The 14743-nt window shown below is 61.9% G+C and carries 11 protein-coding genes and 1 tRNA gene; all 12 read left to right on the plus strand.

Annotated elements, in window-relative coordinates:
- Positions 1 to 180: EF-Tu C-terminal domain-related protein (locus tag AC1DXS_RS04120; RefSeq protein WP_477736310.1), on the plus strand; the 180-nt coding region annotated here is incomplete at its 5' end.
- A 17-nt stretch (positions 181 to 197) separates the two neighbouring features.
- Positions 198 to 273, plus strand: a tRNA-Trp gene (locus AC1DXS_RS04125).
- Between the two features lie 133 nt (positions 274 to 406).
- A complete protein-coding gene (secE, locus tag AC1DXS_RS04130; protein ID WP_477716079.1) occupies positions 407 to 790 on the plus strand; it encodes a preprotein translocase subunit SecE in 384 nt (127 codons plus the stop codon).
- Positions 791 to 858: 68 nt separating this feature from the next.
- Positions 859 to 1386, plus strand: a complete 528-nt coding sequence (gene nusG, locus AC1DXS_RS04135; RefSeq protein WP_369751959.1) for a transcription termination/antitermination protein NusG — start codon at positions 859 to 861, stop codon at positions 1384 to 1386.
- A gap of 143 nt (positions 1387 to 1529) precedes the next feature.
- Positions 1530 to 1964 (plus strand): 50S ribosomal protein L11, encoded by a 435-nt coding sequence (gene rplK, locus AC1DXS_RS04140; protein WP_007871338.1) that lies wholly within the window; start codon positions 1530 to 1532, stop codon positions 1962 to 1964.
- Positions 1961 to 2656, plus strand: a complete 696-nt coding sequence (gene rplA, locus AC1DXS_RS04145) for a 50S ribosomal protein L1 (protein ID WP_074580068.1) — start codon at positions 1961 to 1963, stop codon at positions 2654 to 2656. The genes rplK and rplA overlap by 4 nt, the downstream gene beginning before the upstream one ends.
- Positions 2657 to 2924: 268 nt before the next feature.
- Positions 2925 to 3455 carry a 50S ribosomal protein L10 gene (rplJ, locus tag AC1DXS_RS04150; RefSeq protein WP_477736311.1) on the plus strand — a complete coding sequence of 177 codons (531 nt, stop codon included), beginning with the start codon at positions 2925 to 2927 and terminating at the stop codon, positions 3453 to 3455.
- A 26-nt stretch (positions 3456 to 3481) separates the two neighbouring features.
- On the plus strand, positions 3482 to 3862 hold the full coding sequence (gene rplL / locus AC1DXS_RS04155) for a 50S ribosomal protein L7/L12 (protein ID WP_477736312.1): 381 nt from the start codon (positions 3482 to 3484) through the stop codon (positions 3860 to 3862).
- 379 nt (positions 3863 to 4241) lie between these two features.
- A complete protein-coding gene (gene rpoB, locus AC1DXS_RS04160) occupies positions 4242 to 8354 on the plus strand; it encodes a DNA-directed RNA polymerase subunit beta (RefSeq protein ID WP_477736313.1) in 4113 nt (1370 codons plus the stop codon).
- Between the two features lie 27 nt (positions 8355 to 8381).
- Complete coding sequence (gene rpoC, locus AC1DXS_RS04165) at positions 8382 to 12605, plus strand: DNA-directed RNA polymerase subunit beta' (RefSeq protein ID WP_477736314.1); 4224 nt, start codon at positions 8382 to 8384, stop codon at positions 12603 to 12605.
- 258 nt (positions 12606 to 12863) lie between these two features.
- A complete protein-coding gene (locus tag AC1DXS_RS04170; RefSeq protein ID WP_477736315.1) occupies positions 12864 to 13457 on the plus strand; it encodes a LemA family protein in 594 nt (197 codons plus the stop codon).
- Between the two features lie 170 nt (positions 13458 to 13627).
- Positions 13628 to 14629 (plus strand): M48 family metalloprotease, encoded by a 1002-nt coding sequence (locus AC1DXS_RS04175; RefSeq protein ID WP_477736316.1) that lies wholly within the window; start codon positions 13628 to 13630, stop codon positions 14627 to 14629.
- The last annotated feature ends 114 nt before the right edge of the window (positions 14630 to 14743 follow it).

The following is a 14743-nucleotide window of genomic DNA, read 5'->3' on the forward strand; positions in this document are numbered from 1 at the left end:
ACGGACGTGACCGGTGCGATCGAGTTGCCAGAAGGCAAGGAAATGGTCATGCCAGGCGACAACGTGTCGATCACCGTCAAGCTGATCAACCCGATCGCCATGGAAGAAGGCCTGCGCTTCGCCATCCGTGAAGGCGGCAAGACCGTCGGCGCCGGCGTCGTGGCAAAGATCATTGCCTGATTTGCAAGGTTTGATGGAGGGGTATAGCTCAATTGGCAGAGCGTCGGTCTCCAAAACCGAAGGTTGTAGGTTCGATTCCTACTGCCCCTGCCACCTGATGGTTGATTCGTATCAGCGCTGAAGGTGGTTTGAAAAGTTAAAAAGCAAGCCCGCCGGGAGTCAAAACTCCAGGTGGGCTTAAGCGTCTGAAAAGGCGCCCGAAGATTGAACAGGAAATCCGCCAACCATGGCCACTTCTCAAGTTGAAACCGTCAGTACCAGCGCCGACAAGGCCAAGCTGGGCGCGGCCGTTGCTCTGGTGCTGGCTTCGTTGGCGGGGTTTTACCTGCTGGCCAAACAAGGTCAGGTGGTTCAGTGGGGCGCTCTGGTCCTCGGGCTGGCGGCGGCCGTGGCGGTGTTCCTGCTGTCCGAGCCGGGCAAACAATTCGTGGCTTTCGGCCGCGATTCCTGGCGTGAGGTCAGGAAGGTCGTCTGGCCTGCCCGCAGGGAAGCCATTCAAATGACAGCGTATGTGTTCGGTTTTGTGGTGATCATGGCGCTCTTTTTGTGGTTTACGGACAAGACGCTCGAGTGGGTGTTTTACGACCTGATCCTGGGATGGAAACGATAATGAGCGATCTGAACGGCACGGTAGTCAGCGAAGTGGCGGCGGGTACGTCCCTCACGCCGACGCCAGGCATGCAGTGGTATGTCGTCCATGCCTACTCCGGCATGGAAAAAGCGGTCGAGCGCAATATCGTCGAACGCATCAACCGCGCGGGCATGCAGTCCAAGTTCGGCCGTTTCCTGGTGCCCACCGAAGAAGTGGTTGAAATCAAGAACGGCCAGAAAAAGACGACGGAACGCCGCTTTTTCCCGGGCTACGTCCTGGTCGAAATGGTCATGGACGATGAAACCTGGCACCTGGTGAAACACACCAACAAGGTGACCGGTTTTGTCGGCGGCGCCAAGAACCGCCCGGCGCCCATCTCTGAAGAAGACGTCCAGAAGATCGTCAGCCAGATGCAGGTCGGCACCGAGAAGCCTCGCCACAAAGTGGAGTTCGAGGCAGGCGAATACGTGCGCGTCAAGGACGGCCCGTTCACCGACTTCAACGGTACGGTGGAAGAGGTCAACTACGACAAGAACAAGGTGCGTGTATCGGTCACGATTTTCGGCCGCGCCACGCCCGTGGAACTGGAATTCAGCCAGATCGAAAAAACGTAATTTCGGTCGGGCAAGTCATTTCGCGCCTTGCAACTCGGCGCGAAACGGTCCCCAGGGACTGTTTTTGAGTTGTGTAACCCCCGGGGAGCCCGGGCCTGCCTTGATGGCGGCGCCCAGGCGTTATGACCCGCAAGGAGAAAAGTATGGCGAAAAAAATCGTCGGCTTCATCAAGCTGCAAGTGCCAGCTGGTAAGGCCAACCCGTCCCCCCCGATCGGCCCCGCGCTCGGTCAGCGCGGCCTGAACATCATGGAATTCTGCAAGGCATTCAATGCGCAGACCCAAGGTGTCGAGCCAGGTCTGCCACTGCCTGTGGTGATCACGGCATTTGCCGACAAGAGCTTCACCTTCGTGATCAAGACGCCTCCTGCAGGCGTTCTGATCAAAAAGGCCATCAAGCTCGACAAGGGTTCGTCCACGCCGCACACGGTGAAGGTTGGCAAGATTTCCCGCGCACAGCTTGAAGAAATCGCCAAGACCAAAATGAAAGACATGACGGCTGCAGACCTCGACGCTGCAGTTCGCACGATTGCCGGTACGGCCCGTTCCATGGGCGTGTCGGTGGAGGGTGTTGTATGAGCAAGCTGACCAAACGCCAAAAAACCATAGGCGACAAGATCGACAGCAACAAGCTGTACGCGCTGCCCGAGGCCCTGGGCCTTGTGAAAGAGTTCGCCGTCGCCAAGTTCGATGAGTCCATCGACGTGGCTGTGCAGCTCGGCATCGACGCCAAGAAGTCCGACCAGGTCGTTCGCGGTGCGGTTGTTCTGCCTAACGGTACCGGCAAGACCAAGCGTGTGGCCGTGTTCGCACAAGGCGCCAAGGCTGAAGAGGCCAAGGCAGCCGGCGCGGACATCGTCGGCATGGACGATCTGGCTGCCGAAATCAAGGCCGGCAAGATGGACTTCGACGTGGTGATCGCTTCCCCCGATGCCATGCGCATCGTGGGTACCCTGGGCCAGGTGCTCGGCCCCCGCGGCCTGATGCCCAACCCCAAGGTTGGCACCGTGACGCCTGACGTCGCCACCGCCGTCAAGAACGCGAAAGCCGGCCAGGTCCAGTTCCGCGTCGACAAGGCCGGTATTGTGCACGGCACCATCGGCCGCCGCTCGTTCGACACGGCCAAGCTGCAGGGCAACCTGGCCGCGCTGATCGACGCGCTGCAAAAAGCCAAGCCGGCTTCGAGCAAGGGTGTGTATTTGAAGAAGGTTGCGGTTTCGTCGACGATGGGTGTGGGCGTTCGCGTCGACACGCAAACCATCGCAGCGTAATCGCGAAAATTTGGGCGGCCCCGCAAGGGTTGCCCGATGTGGTGGGCTGCCGGGGTTCGTTCCGGCAGGTCATCCAAGACCGTTGGCGCGGCAGGCTTTTGGGCTCGCCGCTTAATCGAAAGACAGCCAACGCAGATGGCGGTCCCGCTGCTTGAATGGTTTTGCAAAGAATCTGAAAACAGTTGGTCGCTGAACATGAGCGTGTTGAAGGGCTGAAGGCCGGCGCAAGCCGACCGGAACCCGACGGCACATTTTTAAGGAGTAGACCTTGAGTCTCAACCGCAGTGAGAAACAAGCCGTCATTGATGAAGTGACCGGCCTCGCCGCTAAAGCTCAAACGCTCGTGATGGCGGAATACCGTGGTATCACGGTCGCCGACATGACCCGTCTGCGCAGCCAAGCCCGCGACAAAGGCGTGACCCTGAGTGTTCTGAAGAACACCCTGGCTCGCCGTGCCGTGGCCGGTAGCGCATTCGAAGTCGTGTCCGACCAGATGACCGGTCCGCTGATCTACGGCTTTTCCACAGATGCAGTAGCTGCCGCGAAAGTGGTATCTGACTTCGCCAAGACCAACGACAAGCTGGTCATTCGCGGTGGTGCATTCGGTGGCAAATCCCTGGACGTGAACGGCGTGAAGCAACTGGCCAACATTCCTTCCAAGGAAGTGTTGCTGGCCCAGTTGTGTGGCTTGCTGATGTCGCCTATGTCGCGTACGGCCGTTGTGCTGGGCGCCCTGGCGGCCAAAAAGGGCGGCGGCGCAGCCGATGCCCCCGCAGCAGCTGAAGCTGTAGCAGCGTAATTACCCAACTTTTTTAGGAAATCAAAATGGCATTCGATAAAGACGCATTTCTGACCTCGCTGGATAGCATGACGGTCCTCGAACTCAACGACCTGGTGAAAGCCATCGAAGAGAAATTTGGTGTGAGCGCAGCCGCCATGGCTGCTCCCGCCGCTGGCGGCGGCGGTGGCGGCGGTGCCGCTGCTGCTGAAGAGAAGACCGACTTCAATGTCGTGCTGCTCGAAGCTGGTGCGAACAAGGTGTCGGTCATCAAGGCCGTGCGCGAAATCACCGGTCTGGGCCTGAAAGAAGCCAAGGACCTGGTGGACGGCGCTCCGAAGAACGTCAAGGAAGGCGCTCCCAAGGCCGACGCAGAAGCTGCGAAGAAGAAGCTCGAAGAAGCCGGCGCGAAAGTCGAACTCAAGTAATTCTTGGTGTTCGAGAAGGCTGGAAGACCGTAGTCGGGCTTCCAGCCTTTCGTGCTTCAAGGAGCACACTGAAAAGCAGGCTTCAACCGTCTTTTTTTCAGTGTTCTTCGAACCCTGACAGGCCTGCGGCCTGTCCCAGTGTTCTCCGAACCCTGGCGGGCCTGCAGCCCGCCCAGTGTTTTGTAGAAACACTGGAAAGCAGACTTAAACCGTCTGCTTTCCAGTGTTTTCTGACCCCGACTGCAGAAAACGCCTTGGTTCGGGTGACGTGCAATGCGTCACCGTCCGCCATGGTTGGTAGTGGCCAACCACCAAGCTGCCTGAATACGTGGTGTATTCGGGCACGAGAGTCGCCAGAGCCCATCAACGCGGAGAACTCATGGCCTATTCCTACACCGAACGTAAACGCATCCGCAAAAGCTTCGGCAACCGCGAAAGCGTGTTGACTGTTCCCTATTTGCTGCAAATGCAGAAAGACGCCTACACAGCGTTCCTGCAAGCCGACCGCGCCCCCCAGAAGCGCACCATCGAGGGCCTGCAGGCAGCGTTTGACAACGCATTCCCCATCGTCTCGCACAATGGTTTTGTCGAGATGAAGTTCATCGAGTACAACCTGGCCAAGCCCGCTTTCGACGTGCGCGAGTGCCAGACCCGTGGACTGACCTTCGCCTCCGCCGTGCGCGCCAAGGTGCAGCTGATCATTTATGACCGCGAATCATCCACGTCGCAGTCCAAGGTGGTCAAGGAAGTGAAAGAGCAGGAGGTCTACATGGGCGAAGTGCCCCTGATGACCGACAAAGGCTCCTTCGTGATCAACGGGACCGAACGCGTGATCGTGTCCCAGCTGCACCGCTCGCCCGGCGTGTTCTTCGAGCATGACAAGGGTAAAACCCACAGCTCGGGCAAGCTGCTGTTCTCGGCGCGCATCATCCCTTACCGCGGCTCCTGGCTCGACTTCGAGTTCGACCCGAAAGACGTGCTGTATTTCCGCGTCGACCGCCGCCGCAAGATGCCGGTCACCATCCTGCTCAAGGCCATCGGCCTGAACCCGGAATCCATCCTCGCGAACTTCTTCGTGTTCGACAACTTCCGCCTGATGGACAGCGGTGCGCAGATGGAATTCGTCGCCGAGCGCATGCGCGGTGAAGTCGCGCGCTTTGACATCACCGACAAGAACGGCAAGGTCGTGGTCGCGAAAGACAAGCGCATCACGGTTCGCCACACGCGTGAACTCGAGCAAAGCAACACCACCACCATCAGCGTGCCGGAAGACTTCCTGGTCGGCCGCGTGGTCGCCAAGAACATCGTTGACGCCGAGACCGGTGAAATCATCGCCAAGGCCAATGACGAACTGACCGAAGTGCTGCTCAAGAAGCTGCGCGCGGCCGGCGTGCAGGACCTGCAGGTGCTGTACACCAACGAACTCGACCAGGGCGCGTACATTTCGCAAACCCTGCGTGCCGATGAAACGGCCGACGAGTTCGCCGCACGCGTTGCCATCTACCGCATGATGCGCCCCGGCGAGCCGCCGACGGAAGACGCGGTGCAGGCCCTGTTCCAGCGCCTGTTCTACAACCCGGACACCTACGACCTCTCGCGCGTGGGCCGGATGAAGTTCAACGCCCGCGTCGGCCGCGACTCTTCCACCGGCCCGATGGTCATGACCAACGAGGACATCCTCGCCGTGGTCAAGATCCTGGTCGACCTGCGCAACGGCAACGGCGAAGTCGATGACATCGACCACCTCGGCAACCGCCGCGTGCGCTGCGTCGGCGAACTTGCCGAGAACCAGTACCGCACCGGCCTGGCACGTATCGAAAAAGCCGTGAAGGAGCGTCTGGGCCAGGCTGAGCAAGAGCCGCTGATGCCGCACGACCTGATCAACAGCAAGCCGATCTCCGCCGCCCTGAAGGAATTCTTCGGCGCATCGCAGCTGTCGCAGTTCATGGACCAGACCAACCCCCTGTCCGAGATCACCCACAAGCGCCGTGTTTCGGCCCTTGGCCCGGGCGGTTTGACCCGCGAACGCGCAGGTTTCGAAGTGCGCGACGTGCACGTGACCCATTACGGCCGCGTCTGCCCGATTGAAACGCCCGAAGGCCCGAACATCGGCCTGATCAACTCGCTGGCCCTGTACGCCCGCCTCAACGAGTACGGTTTCATCGAAACCCCGTACCGCCGTGTGGTGGACAGCAAGATCACCGACCAGATCGACTACCTGTCGGCCATCGAAGAAGGCAAGTACGTGATCGCCCAGGCGAATGCGGCGCTGGACGAATCCGGCAAGCTGACCGGCGACCTGGTGTCCGCCCGTGAAAACGGCGAATCCGTGCTGGTCGGCGCCGAGCGCATCCAGTACATGGACGTGTCGCCCGCGCAGATCGTCTCGGTCGCCGCTTCGCTGGTGCCGTTCCTCGAGCACGATGACGCCAACCGCGCGCTGATGGGCGCCAACATGCAGCGTCAGGCCGTGCCCGTTCTGCGCCCCGAAAAGGCCTTTGTCGGCACCGGTATCGAGCGCGTTTCCGCGGTCGACTCCGGCACCGTGGTGACGGCCAATCGCGGCGGCGTGGTCGACTATGTCGACGCGACCCGCATCGTGGTGCGCGTCAATGATGCGGAAGCCCTGGCCGGCGAAGTCGGCGTGGACATCTACAACCTGATCAAGTACCAGCGTTCCAACCAGAACACCAACATCCACCAGCGCCCCATCGTCAAGATGGGCGACAAGCTGGCCAAGGGTGATGTGATCGCCGACGGCGCATCGACCGACATCGGCGAACTGGCCCTGGGCCAGAACATGCTGGTGGCCTTTATGCCCTGGAACGGCTACAACTTCGAGGATTCGATCCTGATTTCCGAGCGCGTGGTGGCCGAAGACCGCTACACCTCGATTCACATCGAAGAACTCGTCGTGATGGCCCGTGACACCAAGCTGGGTTCCGAAGAAATCACGCGCGACATTCCGAACCTGTCCGAACAGCAACTCAACCGCCTTGACGAGTCCGGCATTATTTATGTCGGCGCCGAAGTCCAGCCGGGCGACACGCTGGTCGGCAAGGTCACGCCCAAGGGCGAGACCACGCTGACGCCGGAAGAAAAACTGCTGCGCGCCATCTTCGGCGAAAAAGCCAGCGACGTGAAAGACACCTCGCTGCGCGTGAGCCAGGGCTCGCAGGGCACCGTGATCGACGTGCAGGTCTTCACCCGTGAAGGCATTGTTCGCGACAAGCGCGCCCAGCAGATCATCGACGACGAACTCAAGCGCTTCCGCCTGGACCTGAACGACCAGTTGCGCATCGTCGAGGCCGACGCGTTCGACCGTATCGAAAAGCTGCTCGTCGGCAAGGTCGCCAACGGCGGCCCCAAGAAGCTCGCCAAGGGCAGCAAGATCGACAAGGCCTACCTGGCCGACGTCGAGAAGTACCACTGGTTCGATATCCGCCCCGCGGAAGACGAAGTGGCTTCGCAGCTGGAAAGCGTGAAGAACGCCATGGAGCAGACGCGCCACAGCTTCGACCTGGCTTTTGAAGAAAAGCGCAAGAAGCTCACGCAGGGCGACGAACTGCCGGCCGGCGTGCTCAAGATGGTCAAGGTCTACCTGGCCGTCAAGCGCCGCCTGCAACCCGGCGACAAGATGGCCGGCCGCCACGGCAACAAGGGTGTGGTGTCCAAGATCGTTCCGGTCGAAGACATGCCCTACATGGCCGACGGCACGCCGTGCGACATCGTGCTGAACCCGCTGGGCGTGCCTTCGCGCATGAACGTGGGCCAGGTGCTGGAAGTCCACCTGGGCTGGGCCGCCAAGGGCCTGGGCCAGCGTATCGGCGACATGCTGCAAGCCGAGGCCAAAGTGGCCGAGCTGCGCAAGTTCATGGAAACGCTGTACAACAAGTCGGGCCGTGGTGAAGACCTGGCCAAGCTGTCGGATACCGACGTGCTCGAGATGGCCGGCAACCTGGCCAGTGGCGTGCCCTTCGCAACGCCGGTGTTCGACGGCGCTTCTGAAGAAGACATCATGACCATGCTCAAGCTGGCCTACCCGGACGACATCGCCAAGGCCAAGGGCCTGACGGCGACGCGCACCCAGGCTCAGCTGTACGACGGCCGCACGGGCGACCAGTTCGAGCGCACCACGACGGTCGGCTATATGCACGTCCTGAAGCTGCACCACCTGGTGGACGACAAGATGCACGCCCGCTCGACCGGCCCCTACAGCCTGGTCACGCAGCAGCCCCTGGGCGGCAAGGCGCAGTTCGGTGGACAGCGTTTCGGCGAGATGGAGGTCTGGGCGCTGGAAGCCTATGGCGCCTCCTACACGCTGCAGGAAATGCTCACCGTCAAGTCCGACGACGTGCAGGGCCGTACCAAGGTCTACGAAAGCATCGTCAAGGGCGAGCACGCGATCACGGCGGGCATGCCCGAGTCGTTCAACGTGCTGGTCAAGGAAATTCGTTCGCTCGGTATCGACATCGAGCTGGAACGCAGCTAATTAACAGGAAAGAAAAGGATTTAACTCATGAAATCGTTACTCGACCTGTTCAAGCAATTCACGCCGGATGAGCATTTCGATGCCATCAAGATCGGCATGGCCTCGCCCGAGAAGATCCGTTCGTGGTCTTTCGGCGAAGTCAAGAAGCCTGAAACCATCAACTACCGCACCTTCAAGCCAGAGCGCGACGGTCTTTTTTGCGCCAAGATTTTTGGCCCCATCAAGGACTACGAATGCCTGTGCGGCAAGTACAAGCGCCTCAAGCACCGCGGTGTCATCTGCGAGAAGTGCGGCGTTGAAGTCACGCAGACCAAGGTCCGCCGCGAGCGCATGGGTCACATCGACCTGGCCGCTCCCTGCGCGCACATCTGGTTCCTGAAGTCGCTGCCGTCGCGTCTGGGCCTGGTGCTCGACATGACGCTGCGCGACATCGAACGCGTGCTCTACTTTGAAGCATACGTGGTGACCGATCCCGGCATGACCCCGCTGAAGAAATTCAGCATCATGTCGGAAGACGACTACGACGCCAAGCGCAAGGAATACGGCGACGAGTACACCGCCAAGATGGGCGCCGAAGGCATCAAGGACCTGCTCGAAGGGCTGGACCTGGACGTCGAAATCGACAAGCTGCGCAACGACCTGACCGGTTCCGAAATCAAGATCAAGAAAAACGCCAAGCGTTTGAAATTGATGGAAGCGTTCAAGAAGTCCGGCATCAAGCCGGGCTGGATGGTGCTCGACGTGCTGCCCGTGCTGCCGCCGGACCTGCGTCCGCTGGTGCCGCTGGACGGCGGCCGCTTTGCGACCTCCGACCTGAACGACCTGTACCGCCGCGTCATCAACCGCAACAGCCGGCTGCGCCGCCTGCTCGAACTGAAAGCCCCTGAAATCATCGCGCGCAACGAAAAGCGCATGCTGCAGGAAGCCGTTGATTCGCTGCTGGACAACGGCCGCCGCGGCAAGGCCATGACGGGCGCCAACAAGCGCGCGCTGAAGTCTCTCGCCGACATGATCAAGGGCAAGTCCGGCCGTTTCCGCCAGAATTTGCTGGGCAAACGCGTCGACTATTCCGGCCGTTCCGTGATCACCGTGGGCCCGACGCTCAAGCTGCACCAGTGCGGCCTGCCCAAGCTGATGGCGCTGGAGCTGTTCAAGCCTTTCATCTTCGCGCAGCTCGAGTCGCGCGGCATCGCCACGACCATCAAGGCGGCGAAAAAGGAAGTCGAATCCGGCACGCCGGTGGTGTGGGACATCCTGGAAGAGGTCATCAAGGAACACCCCGTGATGCTGAACCGTGCGCCCACGCTGCACCGCCTCGGCATCCAGGCCTTTGAGCCCATCCTGATCGAAGGCAAGGCTATCCAGTTGCACCCGCTGGTCTGCTCGGCCTTCAATGCCGACTTCGACGGCGACCAGATGGCCGTCCACGTACCGCTGTCGGTGGAAGCGCAGATGGAAGCCCGCACCCTGATGCTGGCTTCGAACAACATCCTGTTCCCCGCCAACGGCGAGCCCTCCATCGTTCCTTCGCAGGACGTCGTGCTGGGCCTGTACTACACGACCCGCGACCGTACCAACGGCAAGGGCGAAGGCCTGGTGTTCTCGGACACCGGCGAAGTCCGCCGCGCGTTCGACGCGGGTGAGCTCGACCTGAACGCCCGCATCAGCGTGCGCCTGACCGAGTACACCAAGGACAAGGCCACCGGCGAGTTCGTGCCCTCGACCAAGCTGTGGGAAACCACCGGCGGCCGCGCGCTGCTCTCCGAGATCCTGCCCAAGGGCCTGCCTTTCTCCAACATCAACAAGGCGTTGAAGAAGAAGGAAATCTCCAAGCTGATCAACGTGTCCTTCCGCAAGTGCGGCCTGAAAGAGACCGTGGTGTTCGCGGACAAGTTGCTGCAGTCGGGCTTCCGCCTGGCGACCAAGGCCGGCATCTCGATCTGCATTGACGACATGCTGATCCCCAAGGAAAAGCCCGCCATCATTGCGCGCGCCCAGAAGGAAGTCAAAGAGATCGAGCAGCAGTATGTCTCGGGCCTGGTGACCTCCGGCGAGCGTTACAACAAGGTGGTGGACATCTGGGGCAAGTCCGGCGACGAAGTGTCCAAGGTGATGATGTCCCAGCTCTCGAAAGAGAAGGTCATCGACCGCAACGGCAAGGAAGTCGAGCAGGAATCCTTCAATTCCATCTACATGATGGCCGACTCCGGCGCCCGCGGTTCCGCCGCGCAGATTCGCCAGGTGGCAGGTATGCGCGGCCTGATGGCCAAGCCTGACGGCTCCATCATCGAAACGCCGATCACCGCCAACTTCCGCGAAGGCCTGAACGTGCTGGAGTACTTCATCTCCACCCACGGCGCCCGTAAGGGCCTGGCCGACACTGCGCTGAAAACCGCGAACTCCGGCTACCTCACGCGCCGCCTGTGCGACGTGGTGCAGGATCTGGTCGTGACCGAAGAGGACTGCGGCACCCAGGAAGGCTCGCTCATGCGCGCCATCGTCGAGGGCGGTGAAGTCATCGAATCGCTGCGCGACCGTATCCTCGGCCGCACCTCGGTCGAAGACGTGCTGCACCCCGAGAACCGCTCGGTTCTGGTCAAGGCCGGCGTCATGCTGGACGAAGACCTGATCGAAGAACTCGAAGCAGCCGGCGTGGATGAAGTCAAGGTGCGCACCGCGCTGACTTGCGAAACCCGCTTCGGCCTGTGCGCCAAGTGCTACGGACGCGACTTGGGCCGCGGCGGCCTGATCAACATCGGCGAAGCGGTCGGTATCATCGCCGCCCAGTCGATCGGCGAGCCCGGCACCCAGCTGACAATGCGGACCTTCCACATCGGCGGCGCCGCATCGCGCGCAGCCATCGCTTCCAGCGTCGAGGCCAAGTCCAACGGTGTGATCGGTTTCAACGCACCGATGCGCTATGTGACCAACAGCAAGGGCGAGCTGGTCGTGATCGCCCGCTCCGGCGAAATCGTCATCCATGACGAGCACGGCCGCGAGCGCGAGCGCCACAAGGTGCCGTACGGTGCCACGTTGACCGTCAAGGCCGACCAGACCATCAAGGCCGGCGCCATCCTGGCCAACTGGGATCCGCTGACGCGCCCCATCATTACCGAGTTCGCCGGCAAGGTGGCCTTCGAGAATGTGGAAGAAGGCGTGACGGTGGCCAAGCAGGTCGACGATGTGACGGGCCTGTCCACCCTGGTGGTGATCGATCCGAAACGCCGCGGCGCCACCAAGGTGATCCGTCCGCAGGTCAAGCTGATCGACGCCTCCGGCCACGAAGTGAAGATCCCCGGCACCGACCACTCGGTGACCATCGGCTTCCAGGTGGGCGCGCTGGTCCAGGTGCGCGACGGCCAGGACGTGGGTCCCGGCGAAGTGCTGGCCCGTATCCCGATCGAAGGCCAGAAGACCCGCGACATTACCGGCGGTCTGCCGCGTGTGGCCGAGTTGTTCGAAGCCCGTACGCCGAAAGACAAGGGTACGCTGGCCGAGATGACCGGCACCGTGTCCTTCGGCAAGGAAACCAAGGGCAAGGTTCGCCTGCAGATCACCGATCCGGACGGCAAGGTCTGGGAAGACCTGGTGCCCAAGGAAAAGAACATCCTGGTGCACGAAGGCCAGGTGGTCAACAAGGGCGAATCGATTGTGGACGGCCCGGCCGACCCGCAAGACATCCTGCGCCTGCTGGGCATGGAAGAGCTGGCCCGCTACATCGTCGACGAGGTGCAGGACGTTTACCGCCTGCAGGGCGTGAAGATCAACGACAAGCACATCGAAGTGATTGTTCGCCAGATGCTGCGCCGCGTGGTCGTTGAAAACGTCGGCGATTCCAGCTACATCGCCGGCGAACAGGTCGAGCGCTCCGCCATGCTGGACACCAACGACGCCCTGCGCGCCGAAGGCAAGGTCCCGGCCACCTACAGCAACCTGCTGCTCGGTATCACCAAGGCTTCGCTGTCGACCGATTCGTTCATCTCTGCGGCTTCCTTCCAGGAAACCACCCGCGTGCTCACCGAGGCTGCCATCATGGGCAAGCGCGACGAGCTGCGCGGCCTGAAAGAGAACGTGATCGTCGGCCGCCTGATCCCTGCCGGTACCGGCATGGCCTACCACGAGGCACGCAAGGCCAAGGACCAGATGGACGACGCCGAGCGCCGCGCCATCGCCGAAGCCGAAGCCGCTGAGCTGGAGGCGATGCCCGCCGCAGCTGAAACCGCCGGCGACAGCCCCGCTGCTTCCGAGTAAGCCGGCTGGCAAGCTCGCGGCGCCCTGAAAAGCGCCCGGCCCCGCACCCTGCAAAGGGCGCGGGGCTTTTTTTTGGGCGCTTGCTGCATGGCCGCCACAGCGGGCTGGAGTCGCTTGCCGATCCGCCCCAAAAGCAGGTAACCTCGCGGCAACCGGCGGCGCAGCGCCCTCTGGGCTTGATCGGCCAGCCCATCCATTCGGCCGTCCGGCCCGCCGGTCCTTTTGCCGCTCGCAGCATTCATCGCATCAAGGAGTCCCATGTCCCTCAGTACGCTCGTTGCCATCGTCGTGTTTGCCCTGCTGGTCTTCTGGGCGGTGGGCGCCTACAACCGCTTGGTGCGCCACAAAAACATCATTGCCAACGCTTTCGGCCAGATCGACGTGCAGCTCAAGCGCCGCTACGACCTGATCCCCAACCTGGTGGAGGCCGCCAAGAAATACCTTCAACACGAGCAAAGCACGCTGGAGGCCGTGACACTGGCGCGCAACCAGGCGCGCAGCGCCAGCGACGCGGTGCGCAGCCGGCCGGCCAATGCCGCCGCGGTCACCGCATTGGCCGCCGCCGAACAGTCACTCGAAGGCAGCCTGGGCCGCCTCTTCGCCGTGGCCGAGGCCTACCCCGAGCTCAAGGCCGACCAGACGATTCGCGAACTCAGCGAAGAACTCACGAGCACCGAAAACAAGATCGGCTTCGCGCGCCAGGCCTATAACGACGCGGTGCTCGATTACAACAATGCGCAGGGGCAGTTCCCAGCCGTGCTGATTGCCCGCACCTTTGGCTTCGCACCCTCGGCCATGCTGCGGTCGACGGAGAACGCCGCCGAGCGCCAAGCCGTCCGAATCCAAATGTGAATGTAGCCCCCACGCTCCCCCACTGCGTGTGGGTCGCTGCCCCCCGAGGGGGCCGCAGCGCCTGCGGCCCGGCAAAGCCGGTTCCGCGGCCCCCGGCTGGCTCGGACCCTTCGGGGATTCTTTTAATGACATTGAGATATTAAAGTGAGGGGTCTCCTTGAGAAATACGAATGCGATTCTTTGAACGCCAGGAAACTGCCCGCGCGCAGACCCTGCGCCTGCTGCTCCTCTTCGGCCTGACGCTTGTTGCCTTGCTGCTGGCCGTGAATGGGGCGCTGGCACTGGCATGGCGGCTTGTTACGCCGGGCTTTAGCGGTTACCCGGGCTATTTCTTTAGCGTCAATACCTCGGTGACGCTGCTGTTCGTGCTGGGTGGCTGGTGGCTGGAGACTTCCGCCTTGAGCGGCGGCGGCGAGGTGCTGGCGCGCCGTGTCGGCGCGCGTGAGGCCTGGCCCGCCAGCCGGGAAGTTGAGCACAAGCTTTGCAACATCGTCGATGAACTGGCAATCGCCGCCAGCATGAAGCCGCCCATGGCGATGGTATTGCCGCGCGTTGATGTGATCAACGCCTTCGCCGCGGGCTGGGGTGAGGACGACGCGGTCGTCGCCGTCACGCAGGGCGCGCTCGACAAGCTCACGCGTGACGAACTCCAGGGCCTGGTGGCCCACGAACTGAGCCACCTGCGCGAGGGCGACACGCGCCTGAACATGCGGCTGGCGGGTATGGTGTTCGGGCTGGAGATGATATTCAACCTGGGCCGCAGCATGTGCAGCGCGGGCGAGAACGGCCAACGTTCTTTTCTTGCGCTTCCGGGCTTTCCCATTTTGATCACCGGTTCTCTCGGCTGGCTGGCAGGGCGCGCGCTCAAGGCGGCTATCTCGCGCCAGCGCGAGTTCCTGGCAGATGCGCGCGCAGTGCAGTTCACGCGCAGCCGCGAAGGCCTGGGCGGCGTGCTGCGCAAAGTGGCCGGCGAGGAAGAGCAGGGCATGGCACCCGCACGCAGCCTGCACCCGGCGGTGCAGCACATGCTGCTGGTCGATGGCAGCGACAGGGGGCGCTGGTTCGCCAGCCACCCACCGCTTGCGGAGCGCATCGTCCAGATTTACGGCAAACCCATGGCCGCACTTTCCACACAGGACCAACTGGCCACGCGGCCCGATGCGATTTTTTGACGTGGGCATCAACGCCACCCACAAGCTGGTGTTAAGCACATGCGCAATGATTCGAACACGCCGCATGGCGCCACGCACTGAATTACTGGATACTCCCAATAGGGTACCGGGGGC

It is taken from the genome of Polaromonas sp. P3_B1 (assembly GCF_056402935.1).